Here is a 24,496-nt window from a genome sequence, read left to right as displayed (position 1 = left end):
ATGGATGGCGTGTGCCGTGTACATGGTCAATATACTACTCTAGCACTTTCAATTCAATATGGATACAATTGGGATAAGTAGCTCTATTAAAACTACTTCATAGAGTCCATTAATGAAAGCGCTTTAAAATAAAACATACAGAGGAGGACGAAACAATGAAATATGATTTTGCCCGCTTGCTGTGTATTATGCTCTCTATTTTGCTGACGTTGAGCATTTTTCAGATGTTTTCACCTAAGATCGCTTCAGCCGCTTCAGCGAATGTTGTGAATGGCATTCAGTTTAAAGATACAGATGGAAACGTGGTCCATGCCCATGGGGGTGGTATGATTAAAGTAGACGGTTACTATTATTGGTTTGGTGAAAATCGTAATCCCAACGGCACATTCAAGGCGGTATCCGCCTACCGTTCCTCTGATTTAAAAAACTGGGAGTTTCGTAAAAACGTACTGACCAGCAGCTCCGCCGTAGAGCTGAATGTTTCGAATATTGAACGTCCGAAAGTGATTTATAATGAAAAAACACGTAAATACGTATTATGGATGCACAAGGAGAATGGGGTTAATTACAACGAGGCCCGAGTGGCTGTCGCCTCTTCCGATACGGTGGACGGCGATTACACGTATCAGGGCAGCTTCCGTCCTCTGGATTACGATTCACGCGATATGACCGTATACAACGATAACGGTACAGCTTACCTCATTTCGGCTACCCGGGTAAACGCAGATCTGAACATTTATCGTCTGACACCGGATTTTCTGCAAGTTGAATCGCTGGTGACTACACTTTGGCCTGGACAATATCGTGAAGCTCCGGCGATGTTCAAAAAAGGAGACGTCTACTTCCTGATTACATCCGGGGCAACCGGCTGGAATCCCAATCAGGCCAAGTATGCTACCGCATCCAGCATTGAAGGAACCTGGAGTAATACGATAAACTTCGGGGACGGTACGACATATGGTTCACAGTCAGCTTACGTGATTCCTGTTGAAGGTGCCCAGACAACTTCATACCTGTATTTGGGCGACCGTTGGGCGGGTGCATGGAGCGGTCCTGTGCAGGATTCTCAATATGTATGGTTGCCACTGCGTTTTTCAACAACGACTTCATTAGCCATGGATTGGTTCGACAGCATTAATATTGACACCGCCAGTGGTGTGGTCGAGGGGATAACGACGCCAATTGCCATTGATCCGGATGCCTATTATCAGCTAGTCAATCGCAAGAGCAATAAGCCACTAAGCATTATTGGCAATGCAACGACGGACGGCGCAGATCTGGAGCAGCGTGCAAATTCCGGGGCAGCAAACCAGCAATGGCAGCTCAAGGATGCAGGCAGCGGATATTATAAAATTATAAACCGCAACAGCGGAAAGCTAATTGGTGTTGAAAGCGGTACGACAACAGACGGTACAGTTATTGAGCAGTGGAGCGACGGAGGCTGGTCCAGTCAGCATTGGCAATTAGTATCCGTAACCGGTGGTTATTACAAGCTGAAAAATCGGGCAACCGGCAAGCTGATCGATATTTCTGAAGGCGCCACCGCCGATGGAGCTAAAGCCATTCAATGGGGCGATAACGGTGGGACAAATCAGCATTTCCGTGTAGTTAAAGTAGAATAGCTCAAGTTATTTTCAAAAGGAGCCGTATTCCAAGCAGATCATGGTCGACTGCTAACGGAAAAGACGGCTCCTTTTTACGTAAAACGATGAAATTGATAATCTCTAGTACGTTACAGTTCCCACGGATAATCTGTTGTCAGAAAACTAGCCAACTGCTTGCTTTCTTCCCTCCGCTGACGCCGTATGGCTGCGCGTGATGGAGCCGTCTGGTGCAATTGTAACTGCTCTTCTGTTTCTGGAATCACCTGCGGCACGGTCACTTTACGGTTGTTCTCGTCCAATGCCACAAAGGTCAGGAAGGCGGTGGCTGCGATTTTTCGATCGCCAGTCATCAGTCCTTCACGAATTACCTTTACGAACACCTCCATCGAGCTGCGGCCTGTCCAGGTTACGAACGCTTCCAGCGTGACAGAATCACTCGGATGGATAGGTAGCAAAAAATCCACCGAATCCGTAGAGGCTGTAACTGTGTTCGTACGACACAGCTTAGCAGCTGCAATAGATGCGATATCGTCGATATACGACATCAATCGGCCGCCGAAGAGCGTGTTATGATTGTTGATATCGTTGGGAAATACTCGGGACGTCTTGAAGCAGTAGGTTTCTCGGATGTACTTGCTTTCCATGGGTTCTTTCCTCTCTTTTTCTCGTTGCTCTCTTTTTATATCTCTGGATTTTGCAAAATCCTGATGTGGAAGCCTGTTTTAGACTATGCTAATCATCCCACTAATCCGCATAATAAATCAATACATAAAAATCGGCATCCTCTTCCGAATCATTGCGGTAAGTATGTATGTCAGATACTTGAAATTGCACAGCATCCCCTGCACTCAGCTTGAGCTGTTGCCCCTGCATTTCAAAGTACATCTCCCCACGGATCATGAGAATCGTTTCCTCACCCAGATGCTTCTCTGCCTGGTGTGTAAAGCCTGGCTTCAGACTTACCGTGAACACCTCAAACTTCTTTTCAGCGTGATACGGGAATACAGGGTAAACAAAATAGTTACCGTCCTCATCAATAACCGGATGCAGGTCTTCCCTCCGAATTTTCGTGATTTGCGGCGGGTCTTCTTTGAGAAAGGTGGAGAAGGATACATGCAAACCGTTCGCAATTTTCCAAAGGGTTGTTACCGTAGGATTGGATTTCCCCTTCTCAATCTGAGCCAGCATCCCTTTGCTGACCCCTGTCAGTTCAGCCACCTTATCCAAACTTAATCCTCTAGTCTTCCTGATTTGAGCCAAATTAGAGCCAATAATATGCTGCATTGAATCCACGGACGTTGCCTCCTTGTATCCAAAAGTCTATATAAGAAGAATACACAATTTACTCGAGAGAGGTTCATTCGGAAAATGAATCTACAACTAAGTCTTAACAGACCTATTGCTATCTAGCTTACACAAACTCATTATCTTATCCAATATAAAAAAGTGTCAAATTGAAAAATCAATTTGACACTCGCTACTCAATGAGTTCCTTCGTGAGATAATTAAAATTTGAATGATATCAATAGTTAACGTCTACACATTCTCATTTCCCCAAATGCTTACCAGATCATTGATCTGAAGCGACACGACCCTTAGTTCTCCACCAATGGCGTAGAGTTCTAAACCCTTACTTTCGAAGTCCGGAAAAATCATGTCTGAAATGATTGCTTTTCCATGATTGCCGAAGACTTCGACACTTGACCAATCCAGATAAATGCTCAACTGTATCCTCTCATGCTCTGGCTTCATAGTGGCCTTGTGTATTGCTGTGAAATCGGAATGAAAATCAGTGGCGCTCGACTTCGTCCGATCGACGAACAATTCCTCATTCGAGATATTATATCCGATGATCGTCTCCTGACTGGCGGACTTCCGTACTTTAAACCCGAATTCCACGGCAGTACCGATTTCAAATTCTGCAATAATTTCTGCCTTGGCTGCCGAAATATCAGACAACACGTTCATACCTGGCTTAATCGTCAAATCTTGCAGAGACAAAATCGGTTTTCTTAGCTGACTTAATTCATTTATGGGTGTTTGGATTAGGCGAAGTCCCTCTGGGTAAGTCCTTAGCTGTAGCTCCCGGGGAATTGATGTCTTGCCACGCCATTCCTTTGAAGGAAGCGTGGTAGCATAACGCCAATTATTCATCCAGCCGAGCCAAATTTTCCGTCCGTCTTCGTTCGAAATGCCATTCCAGGACACGGCCGCGTAAAAGTCTGACCCATAGTCTACCCATTTGATAGTATCGATAGATTCCAACGCTTCATCTGGCGTGAACGACTTACCGTCAAAGCTGCCTACGAAATACATCATGCCAGAACCGCCTGCCGGTGGTTCCGGATCGTCTGGATTCACACCATTTCTATCCCCGACGCTTAGCATCAGAATCCACTTCGTGGTATTAGGATCCTCATCCACTTGGATTCGAAATATATCAGGACATTCAAATATCCCTCGGTGGATATGCGGAATGTCGGAACCGAATTCGCTTGCAAAAGACCATTCTTTCAGGTTTGGAGATGTGTAAAATTCTACACGGTCCCTTACGGCAAGAACCATGATCCACATTGATGATTCATCATGCCAAATCACCTTCGGATCACGAAAGTCTAGCGTGTCCGTTGGAAATAAAACCGGGTTACCTTCATATTTTGTCCAGGTTCGACCCTTATCCTTGCTGTAAGCAATGCTTTGCACCTGCGGCTTTCCAGGCTGAGCCTTGTTGCCCTCATTCGTATAAATGGCAATCAATCCTGATCCTTCCTCATTGAAAAATCCGCTGGTATTGTTCTTATCCACCACTGCACTCCCCGAGAAGATCGCTCCGTCCTCTCCAGGTGGAATTGCCGGTGGAAGCTCAGTCCAATGCACTAGATCCTTGCTTACCGCATGACCCCAATGCATGTTGCCAAAATCAGGTTGCGTATCATGGGGGGTATGCTGGTAGAACAGATGGTACTCTCCTTCAAAGTAAACCATGCCGTTGGGATCGTTCATCCAATTTTTCTCCGGTGAATAATGAAATTGAGGCCTGTACGTCTCACTATAGTTACTTTTTCTCTTTCTGCCGCTATAGTCGTCCGTTAGGTTTAATTCTTTCATAGTATCCGCTCTCCTTTTGATTGTTGATAAGGTATTTAACATAATAATTTGAGTTTGCTCGTTTGCAAATGAATTTGAGATACTACCATTTAAATGTTTCAACCTTGATCTTTAAGATATCTGTCATAGCCTTTTTGTTTGATTTCCAGCCATTTATCTAGCCCCAGTCTGGACAGCTCGGCTTTATATTCGGCCCATTCTTCTTCCACTTTACCCGTCTTGATCCATTCCGCCCGCTTGCGGTTAACGTAAGCAAACAAATCGGTTTCCAATGTGGAGATCTGCTTCTGATCCTCCAACGAGAAGAAGACTTTCGGGAAATTATGGTCAGCCTTCATATAAGGAACGAGTCTTTCCTTCATGAGCTTAAGCCGTCCCACTGCATCATTGGGCTTGGTCGTTACTTTTCCGTAATACTCGTCAAGAATTGCCAATGGACCGCCGATATTCGTTTTTTGCCGCAGCTCGACAGGGGCCGTTCCCTTAAGCGGAAGATGCTTCAGCATATGACTCGCTTCATCGTATTCAAAAATGTTCTGCTGAGTTTTGTCGCCGTAGGTGCCCCAGTTGTCCTGTACGGACTGGATAGGATCATACAGTTGGTCAATCCATTTTGCCGTAAGCTCAAGATTTTTGTTGTCACTGGTAATCACCATTCTCCCCCGGTCAAAGCCGAGATTGTTCGTGCGGGTCACATTGACTTCACCGCTTGGTCCGGCGAGCGGATTCATCAATTCATATTTATCGTTATCTCCTGAGATGTTCGCCTTATCCCATTGAAAGTAGAGACCATATTTTTCATTCTGGCCTTTGGCCAGATACGTATTGTAATCTTGCTCGAATGACTCTTCGTCGATCAGGTTCAGCTTATACAGCTCATTAAGATATTTAATCCCCTCTTTATAACCATCCTGATCGGCAGTGAAGACCACTTTCCCCTCATTGGTCACTACCGTATGATCGCCGTTGTCCCCAAGACCGAATGATCCGAACAGAAAATTCAGGTCCTCATTGCCGTTATTGAGCATAAAGGACAGCGGGATTTCATCCGCTTGGCCATTTCCGTTAGGGTCGCCATTTTTAAATGCGAGCAGAACTTTTTTTAAATCCTCGGTGGTTTTTGGCATTTTAAGTCCCAGCTTTTTCAGCCACTCCACATTGATCCATGGCATGTCGTTTACAGAATGAATGCTCTCCTTCTCAGAACCCAGTTCTTCAATCCAAGGAAAGGCATAAATGTGCCCGTCCTGTGCGGTTATCATGGATCTGTACTCAGGTGCTTCCTTCAATACCTTCTGCAGATTCGGCATATATTTTTGAATCAAATCCTCTAAAGGGATAATAGTTCCATCCTTTCCGAGATTCAACAAATCATAATCAGAATATCCGGCATCCAGTATGGCATCTGGAAGATCTCCACTGGCAACAGCAAGGTTTCTTTTTTCAATGAAGGAATCGGAGGTGAAGTTGGTAAAATCGATATGCACCCCTGTTTTTTCTTCCAGCCTTTTATAAATCAACTTTTCATTTGGATCGGAAGGTGCCAGCGGTGAGCTTTGAGTCATAAAATGCAAAGTAACTTTCTCTTTAAGCGGCAGAGTAACATTTTCCAGCTTGTAATCTTCGGATGCCGCAGAATTATTGCCTGAACCGCCACATCCGGCAAGCAGTGAAGTAGAAAGTGCCAACACAGACAAGGTTAGTAATGTTTTTTTCATCTCTATTCCCCCGATTTGTTATTTGATCGAACCTACCATGACACCCTTTTCGAAATACTTCTGGAAGAATGGATACATGACAATCAAAGGCAAACTTGATATGACAATGGCAGAGTACTTAATCATTTCAGACAATTTCTTAAGCTCCGCTTGTGCCATCGCATCGGCAATCATGCCGGGCTGAACCTGATTCTGTATCAAAATGGAGCGCAGTACTAGTTGAAGCGGAAACAGCTTCGGATCATCCAGATAAATCATGGCGTCGAAATAAGAATTCCACTGTCCGACAAAAGCGTATAAAGCTAGAACAAAAATAATAGGCTTGGAAAGCGGCAGGACGATTTTAAAGAAAATACTGAGCTCGGAAGCTCCGTCTATACTCGCCGCCTGGAACAATTCTTTCGGAAGTCCCTGGAAATAAGTCTTTGCCAGAATAATATTGAATACGCTGATCGAGCCGGGCAGAATAATGGCCCAGACCGTATTCAACATGCCTAAATCCTTAATCACCAGGTAGGTAGGAATCAGACCGCCACCGAAAAACATCGTTATCAGGAAAAAGATCATAATGGACCGTTTCCCTACCAACTCTTCAATCGCAAGCGGATAAGCCGCGAAGACGGAAAATAATACGGTTGCGAACGCAAAGGCTGCTGAATAAAAAATAGCATTAAAAAAACCGCGGATCATGGCACTGTTGCTTAGGATTTTGGCATATCCCGTGAGTGTCCAGTCTGATGATGTAATGGCAAACCCTTTGGTAATCAGGGTATTTGGAGTTAAAAAGGACGAAAGCACCACATAAACCAGCGGTAACAGAATAGCGAGAACAAACAAACCAAGTAGAATATAATTGATGATGAGCAGAATCCGGTCCTTCCCGGTGTAATGAATATCCATAAATACCTCCTTCTTTAATACAGCCCTTCTCCTTCGTTCAGCTTCTTGACGACGGTATTTACGAAAATCAACAGGAATACATTAATTACGGAATTGAACAACCCGATTGCCGTAGAATAAGCATAATCGCCGGATTGCAACCCCACCTTGTATACGTAAGTCGCGATGATTTCCGAGGTAGGTGTGTTCAGAGCCGTCTGCATCAGGTAAGCCTTTTCATAGCCGATCGACATAATACCTCCTGCAGCGAGAATGAACAGGACGGCCATGACGGGTTTAAGAGCTGGCAGATCAATGTGGAAGATTCTCTTCATCAATGAAGCGCCATCAATTGTTGCAGCGTCATGCAACTGCGGGTCCACATTGGCTAAGGTGGCCACATAAATGATAGAGGACCAGCCCGCTGTTTGCCATATACCGGACAAAATATATACCGTTCGGAAATAGGCAGGATCAGTCATAAAAGCAATCGGCTTGCCGGTGAAGGTTGTTACCAAAGCGTTCACTATTCCAGCTGGCGATAGAAAAACAAACAGCATACCGGCAACAACAACAACCGAGATGAAGTTAGGTGCGTATACAATAAGCTGAATATTCTTCTTGAACTTCGCTCCTCTGACCAGATTTAGCATTAAGGCCAGAATGATTGGTACTGGGAAGCCGAGAATAAGACCGTAAGCGCTTAATTTAAGCGTATTCATTAAAATGTCATAAAAATTTGGTGAAGAAAGAAACCGCTGAAAATGTTCAAATCCAACCCATTCGCTGCCGAGGATGCCTTTTCTTGGGCTGAAATTTTTAAACGCAATGATCGAGCCGTACATGGGAACATACTTGAAAATGACGGTAAGAATTATGGACGGAAGCAGAAACAAATACAATATATAATTTCGAAGCATATAGCTTAACCAATGGTTTCTTTTTTTTGTTTCTGAAGCCTTTAATCCCCTTTTTTGAACGATCGAATTTGCCAATATTTTCCCTCCTACTGTTCACGGCTTGTTATACGACACAAAATATAAGCCATGTTATGTCATCTCACTGACATAATTAACCAAGATGTTTTTCAAATACTTGCTTGTAATATCCACACCTCCAACAGAACGAGAATTTTACACATTCCCAAAATGAATGGGCTTACAATTTACATTTGAACATATTTTACTCTTACAATTTATCAGATGTACATTTAATTAGTCAATATATTTCGGATGAAAAATTCATTCAAAAAGCGTATTTCAAGATAATTATAATGTTTTCGACAAAAATCTATCAAAAACGCACAATATAAATAAACAAACGTAAACTTTTATTGTTCATTTGAATAAATACATTGTTAAAAACATGAAAATACTATATATTTAGAAATATGAAGAATCTTAATTCGGAGAATAAGGTGAACAATATGACGAGAAAGTCAAAGGTTACGATACAAGATATCGCTGATGCCTTGGGAATTTCCAGAAACACTGCCTCCAAGGCGCTTAATGGAGTGGAGAGTATTCCCGCCGTTACTAGGGACAAGGTAGTCAAAAAAGCAATGGAGCTTAAATACAAACAATTTTCTTATATGGAAACAGTTTCTGAAAAACAAGGTAATATCGCACTTTTGACCTGTAATCTTCCTAATAGCTCACACTTTGGATCTTTGTTGATCAGCGGACTGGAGAAGGAAATCAGCAAACAGGGCTATACTTTATCTATTTATTTTGTTCGTGAGAATGATATCAATTCAATGACCCTACCCGGCAATTTTGAACCTTCGAATGTGGCTGGCATCTTCTGCATCGAAATGTTCAGCAAGGAATACAGCAAGCTGATCACAGATCTTTGCATCCCAACCATTTTTATTGATTGCGCTGCGGATATGATGTATCCAGAATTGAAGGCGGATCTGGTATTAATGGAAAATGAACACAGCACATACTGTGTTACCCGGAAATTGATCGATCATGGCTATGAAAGCTTCGGTTTTGTAGGCGATTACAATCACTGCAAAAGCTTCAATGAACGCTGGACCGGATTTAATAAGGCCTTAGCAGAAGCAGGAATCGCCGTAGATCCTACCCATAGCATTGTAGCGCCTGACCGCAACTTCTTTATAGAGGAGAACTGGATGGAAAAGCAGTTGGATGCCCTGAGGGAGTGTCCCTCCGTCTTTATTTGCGCCAATGATTTCATTGCCATCAGCGTGATCAAATCTTTGAAAAACAAAGGGATTAAAGTCCCGGAAGATGTTGCTGTTTGCGGGTTCGATGATGCTTCGGAATCCCGGGTTGTCGAGCCTCATCTTACAACCGTGCATATTTATAGTAGTCAGATGGGGATTATTTCAGCCGAAATGTTATTGTCCAGAATCAAAGACAATACCATGCCATACCGAGTGACTCATGTTGCAACGGATATCGTATACCGGGACTCGACCCCTGTTCTAAACTAAATCTACCAAGAGGTGAATCAAAGTGAAAAATGACAGAACGGTTCTTTGTGTGGGCGAGTTGCTCATTGATTTTTTCTGCACGGATATTGATGTTAATCTTGCCAAGGGTCAGCATTTCTCCAAGCAGGCCGGCGGCGCTCCGGCAAATGTAAGCGCAGCTGTAGCCAAGCTCGGAGGAAAAGCGTCATTCTTGGGGAAAGTCGGGGCTGATCCCTTTGGCATGTACCTGAAGCAAACGTTGGATGAGCAGCATGTGGATACGTCCATGCTCCTTTTTGATCCGTCAACGCCGACTACACTGGCCTTTGTTTCCCTTGCCGCTAACGGCGAACGGGATTTCGTGTTCAACCGCGGAGCTGACCGTCAACTGTCTCTGCAGGATATTGATAGAGAATGGACCCGGCAGGCAGCCATTCTGCATTTTGGCTCGGCAACGGCCTTGCTCGCCGATCCTTTCCGAGAAGCGTATTTGTCTTTATTGGATGGAGCGAAGGCCAACGGGCAATTCACCTCCTTTGATCCCAATTACCGGGGGGACCTCTGGAAAGACAGGCAGGAGGAATTTATCACACTGTCCAGAAGAGGAATACACAATGCGGATTTGGTAAAGGTAAGCGAAGAGGAATTAAACATCATTACAGGGCTGGCTGACCGCGATGCTTCATTGGATCTTTTGCATGGGTTGGGAGCCAAGACGGTGGCGGTTACCTTGGGGAAAGAAGGAACCCTCATCTCAAGTGGTGCCTCCCGTTCGTTAATCGGCAGTATCGCTGTCAAATCGATCGACTCTACTGGTGCCGGAGATGCCTTCGTCGGAGCAATGCTGTATCAAATCAGCCAGCTGAGTCAGCCTAAGGCATTTACCTCCAACGCGAAGCAGCAGCAGGAATTTGTGACACTTGCCAATCAAGTCGGCGCCATCGTGTGCACTAAAGTTGGAGCGATTGCAGCCTTGCCGTCGTTGGAAGAAGTTAATCGTTTCGTAGCGCAAGGTTGAATCAAGGAATAAAGCGTAAGAACAGCAAAAGGTGTCCGACGATCTCTAAGGTCGCTGGACACCTTTTTAGTTATTCTTTGGAAGGAGAAGTGAGGAAACTAAATCATATCGAGGGAGTTTAATCAAAAGAAAACGAGTACTTATCCTACGTAGTCGTTTTCTTTTATATAAGGCAGGCCAGGATTTTTTTCGATTGCCAAAAACTTTTCATCTTTAATTAACTCAGATATTCTCATAAACCATTATAATTCATATTGCAGACTTAGCATTTATCCTGATCGGATTGCAAAGCTATTGCTAATGCAATAAATGATCCTGATGATACATCTATGAGTAAAATGATAATTCGATCAACTAGATACTTTTAGTTGTTGGATGAGGCGTGCATCCTCTTTTAGCACTTCTTTGGAAAATAGCATTTTAGCTGTGATAGGCATCATAGGTCTAGAAGAAAATCCATTAAACAAGCCCCATTTTGTATCTGAAGTTAAATAAGACGCTAGGATCTGAACGCTAGCTTTTTCTATAACTGATTCTACAGCAGAATAATAAGTATGAAAAAGGTTTTCATCCTCACTCATACCTAATAAGTTTCCTAATAGACATATATCTGCTTGATTTTGGGGCATCAAATCCAAGAAACAATACTCTGTTGTCAGGTTGCCTCCTGCTATTCGAAATAAGTAACTAGTTAACCCCTCTCTTCTATTTCCAATGCCTACCGTCTTTTGGTGTTTGGATATCCAATGTCACTGGATCATTTCAAACGGACAAAATGTATTCCTCCAAGCCTATTTTCAAACCGTCTTCATCATTGCTCGATGTAACCCTGTCGGCAATTTTCTTAACTTCCTCTGGCGCATTTCCCATTGCAATCCCAAGGCCTGCGTACAAAATCATATCCATGTCATTATAGTTGTCTCCAATGGCCATCGATTCACGATAAGTAATATTAAATATCCCCTCGAGCTCCTGAATGGCATACGATTTGGACACCATCTCATCCATAATTTCCAGATAAGTTCCCTTGGATTTATAAACACTGATACCAGTAACTTCTTTATTGATTTGTTGTACAAGCCGCTCAATGTCTTCGGGATCTCCCATGCATAAAATTTTGTGAATATCATGATCTTCTTCTATATATGAGGGGAGTAACCTCTGTATGGGGGAGCCATTAATAATTTCCGCTTCCTGAATTACCCAAGGATTTTGAATGTTGCCAACGATCCACTGGTCATGTCCATACAAGTTAAAACTGATAGAAGGATAATGATCCATTACAATATCGTATATTCGTTTAATGCTCTTTTTCGATAAACAGATGCTATGAAGGATTTCCCTGTTGCCGCCCAATATTAGAGCACCGCTATAACAAATGACGGGAGCGTGAATATTGAGCTCTTGCTGAAGAGGAAAAATGCCGCTTGGCATTCTCGCTGAAACAAGTACAAAAGGGATATTTCTTCCCACAACTTTTTGGATTGTATTTTTGGTGTCGGACGTAATTTGATGTTTTGAATTTAATAACGTCCCGTCAATATCGCTAAAGATCGCTTGTATCATGGCCGATGGCTCCCTTGCGATTATTTATCACGATTCTTCCTCAAGCGCCTTGATAATTTCTACTCCGCTATCCTGCAACATCAGCAATGAGTGCTCCGGTGCATCCTGATTTGTAATTAGAATATCAATTTCGGAAAAATTCAGGCCTTTAAACGGGCTTGTTAAATTAAATTTTTTGTAATCAGCAAGTAAAAATACTTCTCTGGCACGTCCCGATACCAGCTTTTTAACTAAAGCATCATCACGGTTTGCAAAATACACTCCGTCTTCCATGATGGCGGCAGCTCCTAAAAAAGCTTTGTCAAAAAAAACATCGTTCAACTGCATAGCCGTGTAGTGGTCATAAAAAAAACGGTTTTCATGATTAAATTTGCCCCCGAGCAAGTTTATGTTAATTTCACTTTTTGCTGATAAAGCTTCTGCATTATCCAACGAGTGTGTATAAACCGTGAGATTCTTGTCCAATTGCCCACAGAGCAGTTGAATGGTAGTCGATACATCCATGAAACAAACATCTCCGTCAGCGATGTGCGCGGAAGCTGCTTTTGCAATGAGCATCTTTTGCTTTGTTGCTGAAGTTACACGTTCCTTGTAGGCTCTTATTTCTTCTTTTAATAAGGGCAAGGCAATACCTCCATGTGTTCTGATAACCCCCCCTTCGTGAACAAGCTTAATAATATCCCTTCTTGCCGTATCTCTCGAGATGTTCAATAAATTACAAATTTCCGAATTTGATAATTGGTTACGGCTTTGGAGATACTCCAAAATTTTTAAAAGTCGTTCCTCTTGGTAAATATAAAGCCCCCCCTATTCCTATATTCACTATAAGCGATTAGACGCTTTTTGTTAAGTGTTTTTAAGTATTTTTATAAAGATAAGCAAATTGCTTATATTGTGTATTTCACATAGCAAGTCCCCGGTCCGCATGCATATTGCATTAAGAGTCCGGGGACTTTATTCATTTTGCCTATTTATTGATAAATTCAATCTTTTGAAGCAAACGTTTTATCATAACTGCCGCCTCGGCGCGGGTAGTTGTTGCATGTGGCTCATAGTGTCCAGTGTCCATACCTTGTGCGATGCCCTGAGCTGTAACAGCGGCTACTGCATTTTGCGCCCAAACCGCGATAGACGAGCGGTCGGCATATCCATCTAGCGATTGCCCGTTTTTGCTGTTGACTGAGACATACCCGGTATATTGTAATGCTTGATGGACAAGTAGAGCCATCTCCTGGCGGCTAATTCCCGATTCAGGACGAAAAGCACCGTCTTCATAGCCTTTGACCAGCCCAGCTGAATAGGCTGCGCTGAGATATCCGCTGTACCATGAACCCTTGACTACATCCCTAAAGGCTGGAGTCGCCCGTTCTTTAAGCCCAAGTGCATGAACAAGCATAGCGGCAAATTCGGCGCGGGTAACAGGCCTGGATGGCTCAAATATTCCTTTTATCGAACCGACAACAATTCCTTTTGCGGCAAGCAGCTCTATGTCGGCTTTGCCCCAGTACCCAGCTGGTAAATCACCGAAGGTTGGGCTGCTGTTGACAACGGTATATACACCATTGGAATTATGCTTTATTTCAACGGAGGCTCCATCATCCCCAGCCCGAAAAATGCTCGGTACAAAGATAAGTTTCCTTCTGGCTTCGTCGTAGCAAACTGCGGTGGAACGATTTGGGTCCATCGCTGATGAAAGCGGAAGTGTCCGGCTCACATAGGTATCACCGAAATCAAGAGCGGTTGTTGTACTGCCTGTTACTGCTTCAGCCTTGAAGTCTATAGGAGTCGTTTCCACGGTTGCGCCCGCTTTTACAGCCGCTTCTTGAATAGCCGCATTTTGCTGCATTGTTGCCTTGGATAACGTAATTCGCAGCCCTGGCACGCTATTGGAAGGTGAGGTATTTCTATTCACCCTGCTGGCTGGAAGGGTGTACGTCCCCAGTTCTGTAATTAACTGAAGATCCAGAGTTCGATGCTCGCTCCAAAGCTTATTGGCCATGCTGGTCAGCTCAACGATAACCACGTCAGCCCCAGCAGCTTTCACATGCAAAGTTAGTGCAGAACCTTTTCTTACCGGCAAAGCTTTAAGCAAAGTAAGATCATCCACGACCACTGCGGCTTCTTTCCTGCCATCAGCCTTTTGTGTAATACCCGGAGCATACTCCAGTATTCCTGAAGTGGCGGAAGCCGGAATAGATGCCTTGACTGGCAGCTTTACCGCCTGGCTGTCGCTACCCTTGTTGTTCTGAGAATTGCCACCGGAATGGCCGGAATTGGAACTTGATATTATTCGAACACTATTAAAGAATGCTGTTGTATCCCTTACATTTAACCCAAAGTATCCTCGTGTGTAACTTTGGTCTTTGGTATCAATCACCAGTTGTCCGTCCAAATAAGCCTTTATGGTATCCCCGACAGCTACAATTTTGAGGTGATAATCCTGATTTGTCCGTAGTTTCAGCTTCGCGTCATTATTGTAGATGGCAAGATCACTACCGGTCCCTTTAACAAATTTCATCAACTTAACTACATTATTCTTTACATCCAGATTAATTGCATACGCATTTTTTGCCGTAGGGTCTGAACGAAAGACCAAGGCACCTGCGCCGATGGGGTTTTCTATGTTATCTTTTTCAGGATCATCGGGATGCGAATCTGTATCCGGCACTTTAATGTCCGCTTCATATATAAAGTTCTCACCGAAATTACTTGCCAGAATAAACGCATCCCCTACGCCCTGCCCCTGTTTTCCATTAATAGTATCCGCCCATTTGCCGCTGATCGTCGTCCAATCTGACAGTACGGAGACACTAGATGGGGGCGCTTTCCAGACACTTTTTAACGGAAATATTTTTAAAGACTTTAATTCCACATCCCCGCCCTTACTGTAGATTTGCATTCCTTTACTCGAAGGATGAGGGAATATTTGGTCAGTTATCACTGTTTCTCCATTATTCCCGAACACCTCCAGCGCCGACCGGTCAACAAAAATATGCATTTTCACCGTACCGTTTAAAGCCTTCAGCGGGCCCTCATGTTTATTTGTGATATCAGGTCCGAAATCATAATTCCCGGAATTCGTACGGTCAACGAACAGCTTTTCATTGTAGACATCATACCCGACCGTTGTATATTCCTCAGTTCCTTTACGAACCTTAAAACCAAACTCAGTTGCTTCGGTGTTGGAAAGATCAAACTCTGCAATCATTTCAAATGTATCGTCAGAAAAGTTGGATAGGAGGTCGCTTTCTCCCTTAATCTTTTCATTTATATATGAAATTCCCTTTGTTTCAGCACGAATGCCGGCCAGAGAAATTGGTGTTTGTTTTAAGCGTAACCCTTCCTCTGTCTGGGTCAGTTCCATCATTCGCGGCAGTGACATGGAACTTCTCCATGTTGAAGTAGGTGTATCTTGAGCATAAGTCCAGTTACTCATCCAGCCAAGCCAGTATTTCTCGCCCTTCTCCCCTTCAATTCCGCTCCACTCCACAGCGGCATAATAATCAGCTCCATAATCGGACCATAATATTTGGTCGGAAGAATTCTCATTGGTGAAGGTTTTCCCATCAAAGCTTCCTACAAAATATTGAATTCCGGATCCGCCTGCAGGTCCTCCCGGATTTATACTTACCTGCAGAACCCATTTCTTTTTTGAAGGGTCGCCATCAATAGGCAATTCAATTAATGCAGGACATTCCCATACGCCGCCTATACTTCCGTTTGTAGAAGGTATCCACGAACCTGAGACGGCAGACCAATCCGTTATGAGGCCACTTTGTGGCAAATTGCCTTTTTCCGGCTCTTGTGCAACCTGGTCAACGTCTTCCGGAATTGGTTTGTCATTATAAACATTGATATCATCCAGGTTGATATGCCCCCAACGTCCCGTTGCATTGTCTACAGCTTTGATATATAGCACTTCACCAATATAATTGGAAGCATCCCATACGTATCTGCTATACGTTTCCTTTTCGGATTTCGTATTTGTTTGACGAAGCAATTCCTGATCGTCAGAAGCTCTGACTAACGATAAATAACGGTTGCTGACGTCTTTGCCTCCGCCCATCATCAGGTTAATCTCTCCGGAGCCACCCAGTTTGAAATAGGATGAATGCAGTTCTCCAGTAGCATCATCCCCCTTGTGACTATCGGAAAACCCCCATAGATGATACTTGCCTTGCTGGTCGAAAGTTCCACCCCACCAATCCTTTCGATCTGTTACATGGTCATTAGTAAATGCTTCCCCTTGTACACCGGTCCACCCAGTCAGATCCCCTGTTTCAAAATCATGGTTAAGTATTTCATTCTCCTCTGTGATGATATTTTTGCCCAACTGAACATTCTGGAAGAGCACAGAGGAATTCGCCAAATGCAAGCCGAAAACGCCGGAGGAAAAGGTAGAATCATTTACATCCTGAGTAAGTTTACCATCTAAATATACTTTTATATTCTCTCCATAGGTCCTCACCTCTAAAGGGTAATCCGTATACGTAGCGAGAGATACAGTGGCCTCGGCTAGGACTGATTGCTTCCCGTCCTCAAGCTTCATCAATTTTATTTTATCGTTGTGAGCGTCGAGGCTCGCCATATATCCATTTCTCACCTCGGCATCTGCCCGAAAAACAAGTGAGCCGATTTCATCTCCGCCATCCGATAATTCAATGTTCGCCTGATATCGAAAGTTTTCCCCGGCTTGCCCGCTCATTATATATGAATTCGCCGCGGAAGTCCCGGTCATTCCTTTCACGGTGTCTTCCCAGGAACCGCTTACAACAGTCCATTTTGACAAATTGGTCACAAAGTTTGATGTATTATTGAATTTCACATTTCGAAAAGAGGCTGTTGAATTCCATGCGGTTAACCCATAGTAGCCGTATACAAATTCATCATCCGTTTGTTCGATAACCGATTGGTTGTTTACAAAAACCTGAATGTGATGTCTATCCGTTACAATTTGTAAATGATAGGTAGATGAAGTATCCAAGCGCAAAGAACTGGCCCCAAGTTCAATGCTTTCTCCATTCCTATTTTTGGTTAAAGTTACGCGATCATTTTTGGCATCTAGATTGACTACATAGCCGTTGGCCGCACGCTTATCAGAACGAAAAACCAGTCCTCCTGATCCTTCCCGGCCATTTTTTGCATTAAGGGTAATGTCGCCCTCATAGTTGAATGATCCACCTTCTTGTGAGGAAATCGCGTAAGAAGTGGAATCCAGACTATTGGCCTGTATTCCACCATCTGGACCAAATTCACTGGCATAAGTCCAATTTTTTAAATTGGGAGAAGTATAGAACATCACCTTATTGTTAGCGACTAACGACATCACCCACTGATTGGATTGTTCATGCCAAAATACTTTGGGATCGCGCCAATCGGCGGCGGGAGGTTCAGGCATTACCGGATTCCCTTCATATTTTTTCCATGTTCTCCCTTTATCCAAGCTGTAAGCAATGCTTTGAACCTGACCCTTATCACCTGAATGGGTAAAGATGGCTACCATTGCTTCCTTTCCAAAGCCGGCTGTATTTCCCCAGTCGATTACAGTGCTACCGGAAAAAATCTGTCCGTGGATATCAGGAGAAAGTGCAACAGGTAGATGTTCCCAATGAACAAGGTCTCTACTCACTGCATGCCCCCAATGCATCGGTCCCCATGTCGTCCCATATGGATAATTTTGGTAAAACAAATGATATTCACCCTTGTAATAAACCATTCCATTGGGATCGTTCAACCAGTTGGCCTCGGGAGAAAAATGAAATTGATTGCGGTACGTTTCCTGATAATATCCTGGATCTGATGCAAACGCTTTCGTGAATGAAGTTAAAGATAATAATAAGATGATACTAAGTGCTAAAGAACAAATCCGATTCATATTTTTACTCCTCATCTTGTTCACTCCCTTTATAACTAATTTTATAAATCAGTTCAAAACGCCTTATAATGAAAGCCTATCCCCGGTGATGGATAACTCCTTGACCAAATAGTTTTAAGAATTATTCAAGCCAAGACACCGAGAGCGTATCCAATAATACCAATTGCGAATAGCGCAAAAAATGAGAGCCATGGCGTTCACTTTCTTTTTAAGCAGTCTCATGCAAAGGAAGGTCAGTAAGAACGGTAGTAACCTTACTGTACAGCCGCTTAATCGTCGGAATTAAGGAACCAAGAACGTACAAATATTTTGTTTGAGTCGTTTTTGGTCATCATCTTTTCTTCCATATGTACTCCCCTTCTTTCATAAAATATTTTCTTATAGCTCTTCAATTTCCGCCGTATTTCGAACTGAGCTGGATGTATAGCAGAGCCAGCACAGTTCCTACGATCCCAAAACCAACTAGATTGATGTTCGTGAAAGCGGCAATGACAAATCCCAGGAAGAAGAAGGGATGTTATAGCCCACTGCAAATAAGCAACATACTTAACTTCCTCTTCACCATCTTTCATATCCTCTTTTAATATTTTGAACTCCAAGTAATGTTCTTGACAAAGCGTTTATATTTAACTCTATAGTTCAATATCTTATGTTTACGCTGCTTTGGTCACAAAAATCCGACAAAGTCCGGCCAAGGATGACTCCCTGACCGCACGTTTTAAGCCAAAACACCAAATGCGTACCCAATAATGCCTACTGCGAATAAAGCAAAAATCAGAGCGATTGCGTTCACTTTCTTTTTCAGTAGCCTCATACATAAAAAGGTCAATAATAGTGGTAAAAGTCCAGGCATCAATTGATCCAAAATCATCTGAATGGTCGTAATAACCTCTTTTCCATCCGTTCCCACATATCTTGATACCACCAGCGGCACATTCAGGGTAGTCCATTTAGAAACAAGTGCGCCCATAACGAAAAGCCCCAGTATGGAGGCTGACTCCGTGAGTTTTTGCAACCGGTTTCCCGACATATCGGAGACAATCTCCGTACCTTTGAGATAACCGTATTTCAGACCGTACCATTTCGTTGCCAAGCGTGCAGTGTTAAAGAGAAGGAAGAAAAGAACCGGTCCGACAAGGCTGCCGGATAAGGCGATTGAGGCTCCGAGAGCAGCCAGAACCGGACGTAAAGTCCCCCAGTAAATGGGGTCACCCACTCCCGCAAGAGGTCCCATTAGACCGACTTTGACTCCACTTATGGTCGCATTGTCAATCGGCTGGCCGCTCGCTTTCTGCTCTTCCATCGCAGCCGTTACACCCATAATAGGCGCCGAGATAAACGGTTGAGTGTTGAAAAATTCCAGATGTCTTTTCAATGCCTCTTTTTGATCTTCTTTCTTGCTGTACAGCCGCTTAATCGCAGGGATCAAGGTGACACAGAAACCGATCGACTGCATTCGCTCAAAATTGAACGAGCCTAACAGGAAGCATGAACGGACAAACATCTTATTTAAATCACTTTTAGTCAGCTTCTTTTCTTTCATAGTGCTCTCCTCTCCCTTCAGGTAGTTACTATAACTCTTCAATTTCTTCCATCTTCTCATTACGCTGGTTGTATTTTGGGCTCAACTGGATGTAAAGCAGAGCCAGAACCGCGCCAATGACCCCAAAACCAACCAGATTAATGCTGGTAAAAGCTGCAATGACAAAGCCCAGAAAGAAGAATGGCATCAGGTATTTGGCTGCCATCATATTAATGACCATCGCATACCCTACGACTACGATAAAGCCGCCCGCAATTTGTAGTCCTCTTGTGATAACCTCCGGAATTGCGTTAAGCATAGCAGTCACCAGGCCCGTTTCTGCGGCAACTGCCACCAAAACAGCGGGCAGAGCAACGCGCAGACCTTGCAAAAGTAAGGCAATAAAGTGACATAGCTCAATTCCTTTGAAATTTGCAGATTCCGCATACTTATCAGCTAAATGCTGGAAGAAGACAGTAATCGTCCTGACAAAAATGGTAAGCACTTGTCCGGCGGCTGCAATTGGAATCGCAACGGCAATTCCGGCGCCGATCGATTGATGGCCGACGATGACCAAAATGGTTGAAACCACGCTGGCTAGAGCAGCGTCTGGTGCCATGGATGCTCCTACATTCATCCATCCCAAAGCCATTAATTCCAGAGTACCGCCAAGTATAATGCCAGTTTTGAGATCGCCAAGGACAAGGCCAATCAACGTACACGCAATCAGAGGACGATGGGTTTGCCCTTCATCTAGAACGCTACCCATGCCACATATGGCCGCTACCAGTGTTACCATCACAATTTGAAAAACAGTCATTTCTATAACTCCTCTCTAGTTGCCGCCTGGTATTTACGATCACATATCCTGCAGTTTGGTAATCAAGTTGATTTTCGGATCACTGGCTACTTTTCTGATTTCCAGCTCAATGCCTTTTTCATGCAGCTTACGAAATGCATCTACATCCTGTTGGTTTACGGATACCGCCCCGGTAATCTGCGTCTTTCCTTCCTTAAAACACATTCCTCCAACATTCACCGAGCGGATGGGTACTCCCCCTTCCACAACCCGCAGTACATCCGTAGGGTTGGTAAAGAGAAACAATGTTTTAAAATCACTGTATTTGGGGTTATTATAAGCCTCTATCGCTTTGTTAATCGTTACGACATACGCCTTAATTCCAGGCGGCGACACCTGAAGCAATAAGGTTTTGCGTAATGTATCCGCTGCGACATCATCGCTAACGGCGATAATCTTATTGCACTTCGCTTCTTTCACCCAAACGGTCGCCACCTGACCGTGAATCAGACGGTCATCAATACGAACTAATGCAATTTCCATTCTATAATTCCTCCTCTAATTGACTGTTTCGAATGGCACGAAAAGACATCATGGAATCGTGCCCTGCATGGATCGCTAAATTTACCAAATTCTCCACTTGTTCAATTCCTCTGTTTGCAAGAAGGTCAACGATCATTGGCAGGTTTACTCCTGTCACAATATCCATTTTTTCATGGTTAACTGCAATTCGGCTGGCAGCATTATAAGGACTGCCGCCGAATAGATCAACAAGGAAGATAACACCGTCCGTCCAATCCAGCGATGCCAACGCAGCCTTATATTTCTCTACAAGTCCGCTGACACTTTCACCTGGTTCAAACGTAACACCTGCCACATTATCCAAATGGCCGAAAACCATTTCTGTTGACCTCAGTATTTCTTCAGAAAATTTCCCGTGTGTCCCAACAATTACACCGATCATCTGTCTCACCCCCTTTTTTTTCTCTCCACATATCTATGATGCAAGTTCTGTGCCAAACTTCTGTATAGATCAGAAGGAATTTTGTAAACAACAAAAAAACCCCCGTTGCGTCGGAGGTTTTTTTCCAGTCTGAACAGATCATTATTTATCAATCTCCACTGCTTTCATACACATATGAAAGCGTTTTATACTCTTTGACCATTACTGTGGAATAAAGTTATATACTTCGCTCAACATTTCGCAAATATAATATTTTTCGTCTTCAGAAAGTATAAGATTCATACCAGAAACAAATATGCTGCATGAACGGTTTACCACCTCGAATATGTGCTGGTCGAGCTGTTTCACTTCCCCCTGATAAACAAGTCCATCGCGAATAACCATACGTTCCAGCGCATAAGCTGTGTGAGTAGAAATTTGGACTTTTGTTGCATAATCAAATTTGACTTCTAATCCAAGTTCCAGCTCTTGCACAAATCTCATCACCATTCCCAGAATTTTGTGGGGATTCAAATACGTCATAAATTCTTTCAGACTTTCCTCGCATAACTCCCTGACGACTACACTTTGATCCACAGCAGGGATCTGCTTGTTATTCAGCAGTAGCTCTCTCAATGTCTGCTCACCGCTCGCTTCAATCAGCTTTTCCAAGGGAATAAACGGGATTTCCGGCTCGCTTGGCCGTTTTACTCCAATCACGGCAAGAATGGTTCGCTTAGACCGCATATCCTGGACCACTTTATCCAACTCTCTTACGTTTGCCGGGACAACCAGTATCTCCTCATCCGTCAAATCGCAGACAACTTTCTCTACAAACTCTTTCAATTTGACCGCTGCACCTTTGCCGGAGGAGCAAACCGTCACAATTGCCTTATGAACTACTTTCACTGCGGCGCTGCTATTGTTATATCCCCTGAAATCCTTTAGCGATTGGTATATCTCCTCTATCCCCATGTCAAAAACACTGGCCTTTCGGACAGCCTCCAGCGTGAGCGGAGTTGAAACCATATCAATGGTCTTTACATTAATTCCAACACGTTCCATAATAGTTTCTTCAAGATTGAGCAAAGAGCCCATATCAACCAGCAGCAACACGCCTCTACCACGGTCAATGCTCTTTACTTTATCGATAATAAGCTCCAAAATTTCCCTAGGACTGACATCGAGGGGCATATCAACAGCACAAAGATTAGAACTGCCCAGCAAGCTGTCTACGACGCCGACGATGCTGCTCGCTGTACTGGTACCGTGTGCTGCCACAATAATTCCCACACTACCCTGTCGTTCTTCCTCAACAGATTTCAGAAGAATCGCCATATAAGTTATTTCGGCCTCCGGTACATGTACTCCAAACTTAGACTCGATCAAACTTTTGATAGTCTGGGCCAGTCTGTACTCTTCATCATGTTCATTCATCGGTTCATAGATTCGTGCATCACCGTATTTTTTATCTCTGGTGCGCTTGAAAAAGGCGCTTAAATGAAGACTGAAAGCATACACGAATCTCTCACTGTAAATTCGGTTTAGTTCCTTTTTGGCCATTTCCTTAATCTGCTCGGAGAATTCAAGGATGTCTTTGTCCACAATTTTCAGAATTCGTTCCCTGCTCCCCTTGGTGTTATAAAAACGGTTATAAAAGCTTTTAATATGGATATTGACATCCGTAGCAATAAATCTGTGGATGTAGGCGTCGTCGAGCCCTTCTTCCTTCAGCATGCCAATCTTGTCTTCAATTAATTTGTAAAGGTTAAACGGCAGCTCGGAAACAACCTCTTCATCCAAAGCTTTTCTTCCTTCTGGAGTAATGTATAGGCACGAGGAAATACATCCGATTTCCTTCATCTTATATTGCGTTTTATCAATATTAAACAAACCATCTCGGATATTTCCCGGCAGGTTTTTAAAATCAAGTCCTATTTCTTCTTTGTTTTCATGTATGCTGTTTAAAAAACCTTTAGCGCATACCAGCTGGATGTTCGACTTTAACTGGCCGATATTGCCGTAGGTGACGCTGCCGATCAGTGCTCTTACTACCTCTGGTTCAATCCTAATCGGCTTGTTTACCCTATTGGCCTCGTTAGCAAACAAATACTTCAAAATCAGCATTTGCTCCTCAATAGCACGTTCCTGAAGGGAAGGGATATTGATCGTGATGGGTATGCGCCTAATGAAGGTTTTCAGCATGGATGATCCGGGATCTTCCGTCGTAGCTCCAATCAATAACACACTCGCATCTCTTTTTCGATCCGTTTCGCCCAATTTGTTATAGGTGTGAGTATCCATGAAATAGAAAATCATTTCCTGGCCTTCCGGGGGTAAACGGTGAATCTCATCCAAAAACAGGATGCCTCCGTCAGCTTTCTCCACCAGCCCTGCTTTTTCATGATCAGCGCCTGTAAACGCCCCTTTAACGTGACCAAAGATGTGGGAAAGTAACAAGTGGGGGTTATTGAAATAATCAGCGCAGTTAAAAACGATAAATGGCGCATGCTCTGAAAACCGCTTCATATATTTGCCATAATGGTACATCAACCTGGCAAACATAGTTTTTCCAACACCCGTCTGCCCGACTATCAGGGTATGCAGACCTCTAGGAGGATACAGAATCGCTGCCTTCCCCTGCTCAACCTGGTTACGCATGCTGCCCCTGAAACCGATCAAAGCATGGAACGGATCGACCTGTTCGTCAGGCAGCAATACCTCTTTGATGCTTTTGACCTCAATTTGTTTCTCTTTCAGCCGAACCTGAAAGGTGTCCTCGATAATCTGCTTGTGCAGAAATCTGACCGGTCTTCCTTTGATTTTAAGGATTAGATCGTCACGCAGCAGATTATTCAACTCTTTGCTCACATTGTTTCTCAACATCTTTTGATCATCAGCAATTTCCGCAGCCGTAATCCCTTCCCCCGCAAATAAAGCCTCTTTGGAAATTTTCTTGGTGCTTTCGGCAATATACTCTAAAATCTTATCTATTCTTTTCACCTGTATTCCTCCAGCCTGAAT

General features: G+C 43.6%; 18 protein-coding genes and 2 pseudogenes. 3 read left to right on the top strand and 17 right to left on the bottom strand.

What is annotated here, in order from left to right; genetic code table 11:
- Positions 1–155 precede the first annotated feature (155 nt).
- Positions 156–1,622 (top strand): RICIN domain-containing protein, encoded by a 1,467-nt coding sequence (locus tag ACYCSE_RS17865; protein ID WP_459699132.1) that lies wholly within the window; start codon positions 156–158, stop codon positions 1,620–1,622.
- 110 nt (positions 1,623–1,732) lie between these two features.
- Here the strand turns inward: ACYCSE_RS17865 and ACYCSE_RS17860 are convergent, their stop codons facing one another.
- The 6 genes from ACYCSE_RS17860 to ACYCSE_RS17835 form a co-directional block, all read right to left on the bottom strand.
- The gene (locus ACYCSE_RS17860) at positions 1,733–2,248 is read right to left on the bottom strand and encodes an acyl-CoA thioesterase (protein WP_013309488.1); all 516 of its coding nucleotides are present in this window, start codon (positions 2,246–2,248) and stop codon (positions 1,733–1,735) included.
- A 100-nt stretch (positions 2,249–2,348) separates the two neighbouring features.
- A complete protein-coding gene (locus tag ACYCSE_RS17855) occupies positions 2,349–2,897 on the bottom strand; it encodes a helix-turn-helix domain-containing protein (protein ID WP_039269838.1) in 549 nt (182 codons plus the stop codon).
- Positions 2,898–3,140: 243 nt separating this feature from the next.
- Positions 3,141–4,712 (bottom strand): glycoside hydrolase family 32 protein, encoded by a 1,572-nt coding sequence (locus tag ACYCSE_RS17850; RefSeq protein WP_459699129.1) that lies wholly within the window; start codon positions 4,710–4,712, stop codon positions 3,141–3,143.
- Between the two features lie 98 nt (positions 4,713–4,810).
- Entirely contained in the window at positions 4,811–6,430 is a 1,620-nt protein-coding gene (locus tag ACYCSE_RS17845) for an ABC transporter substrate-binding protein (RefSeq protein ID WP_254326027.1), read from the bottom strand.
- 18 nt (positions 6,431–6,448) lie between these two features.
- Positions 6,449–7,330, bottom strand: a complete 882-nt coding sequence (locus ACYCSE_RS17840; RefSeq protein ID WP_013309484.1) for a carbohydrate ABC transporter permease — start codon at positions 7,328–7,330, stop codon at positions 6,449–6,451.
- Positions 7,331–7,344: 14 nt separating this feature from the next.
- The gene (locus ACYCSE_RS17835; RefSeq protein WP_230584986.1) at positions 7,345–8,229 is read right to left on the bottom strand and encodes an ABC transporter permease; all 885 of its coding nucleotides are present in this window, start codon (positions 8,227–8,229) and stop codon (positions 7,345–7,347) included.
- A 506-nt stretch (positions 8,230–8,735) separates the two neighbouring features.
- Here ACYCSE_RS17835 and ACYCSE_RS17830 point away from each other — a divergent pair.
- Together ACYCSE_RS17830 and ACYCSE_RS17825 are read left to right on the top strand one after the other, a co-directional pair.
- Entirely contained in the window at positions 8,736–9,770 is a 1,035-nt protein-coding gene (locus ACYCSE_RS17830; RefSeq protein WP_452566528.1) for a LacI family DNA-binding transcriptional regulator, read from the top strand.
- Positions 9,771–9,792: 22 nt separating this feature from the next.
- Positions 9,793–10,767 carry a PfkB family carbohydrate kinase gene (locus ACYCSE_RS17825; RefSeq protein WP_235307910.1) on the top strand — a complete coding sequence of 325 codons (975 nt, stop codon included), beginning with the start codon at positions 9,793–9,795 and terminating at the stop codon, positions 10,765–10,767.
- A 350-nt stretch (positions 10,768–11,117) separates the two neighbouring features.
- Here ACYCSE_RS17825 and ACYCSE_RS17820 read toward each other — a convergent pair whose 3' ends face one another.
- From ACYCSE_RS17820 to ACYCSE_RS17770, 11 genes and pseudogenes are all read right to left on the bottom strand, one after another.
- Positions 11,118–11,348, bottom strand: coding sequence for a hypothetical protein (locus ACYCSE_RS17820; protein WP_459699124.1), 231 nt, complete (start codon positions 11,346–11,348; stop codon positions 11,118–11,120).
- Between the two features lie 181 nt (positions 11,349–11,529).
- On the bottom strand, positions 11,530–12,333 hold the full coding sequence (locus ACYCSE_RS17815; RefSeq protein WP_165176075.1) for a Cof-type HAD-IIB family hydrolase: 804 nt from the start codon (positions 12,331–12,333) through the stop codon (positions 11,530–11,532).
- A 27-nt stretch (positions 12,334–12,360) separates the two neighbouring features.
- Positions 12,361–13,098, bottom strand: coding sequence for a DeoR/GlpR family DNA-binding transcription regulator (locus ACYCSE_RS17810; RefSeq protein ID WP_155765258.1), 738 nt, complete (start codon positions 13,096–13,098; stop codon positions 12,361–12,363).
- A 202-nt stretch (positions 13,099–13,300) separates the two neighbouring features.
- On the bottom strand, positions 13,301–17,566 hold the full coding sequence (locus tag ACYCSE_RS17805) for a GH32 C-terminal domain-containing protein (RefSeq protein WP_459702543.1): 4,266 nt from the start codon (positions 17,564–17,566) through the stop codon (positions 13,301–13,303).
- Positions 17,567–18,208: pseudogene (locus ACYCSE_RS17800) on the bottom strand (glycoside hydrolase family 32 protein); the annotation flags it as partial.
- Between the two features lie 388 nt (positions 18,209–18,596).
- Positions 18,597–18,722 (bottom strand): annotated as a pseudogene (locus ACYCSE_RS17795) (PTS mannose/fructose/sorbose transporter subunit IIC); the annotation flags it as partial.
- A 204-nt stretch (positions 18,723–18,926) separates the two neighbouring features.
- On the bottom strand, positions 18,927–19,751 hold the full coding sequence (gene manZ, locus ACYCSE_RS17790; protein WP_459699121.1) for a PTS mannose transporter subunit IID: 825 nt from the start codon (positions 19,749–19,751) through the stop codon (positions 18,927–18,929).
- A gap of 28 nt (positions 19,752–19,779) precedes the next feature.
- On the bottom strand, positions 19,780–20,550 hold the full coding sequence (locus ACYCSE_RS17785) for a PTS mannose/fructose/sorbose transporter subunit IIC (RefSeq protein WP_023988666.1): 771 nt from the start codon (positions 20,548–20,550) through the stop codon (positions 19,780–19,782).
- 39 nt (positions 20,551–20,589) lie between these two features.
- A complete protein-coding gene (locus ACYCSE_RS17780) occupies positions 20,590–21,072 on the bottom strand; it encodes a mannose/fructose/sorbose PTS transporter subunit IIB (RefSeq protein WP_039269822.1) in 483 nt (160 codons plus the stop codon).
- 1 nt (position 21,073) lies between these two features.
- Positions 21,074–21,493, bottom strand: a complete 420-nt coding sequence (locus ACYCSE_RS17775; RefSeq protein WP_039269820.1) for a PTS sugar transporter subunit IIA — start codon at positions 21,491–21,493, stop codon at positions 21,074–21,076.
- A gap of 201 nt (positions 21,494–21,694) precedes the next feature.
- Positions 21,695–24,475: a sigma-54-dependent transcriptional regulator gene (locus ACYCSE_RS17770; protein WP_459699116.1), complete on the bottom strand. Its 2,781-nt coding sequence runs from the start codon at positions 24,473–24,475 to the stop codon at positions 21,695–21,697.
- Positions 24,476–24,496: the final 21 nt, after the last annotated feature.

This window comes from Paenibacillus sp. SEL1, from assembly GCF_054602535.1.
This window is presented reverse-complemented; position numbering and strand designations above follow the sequence as displayed.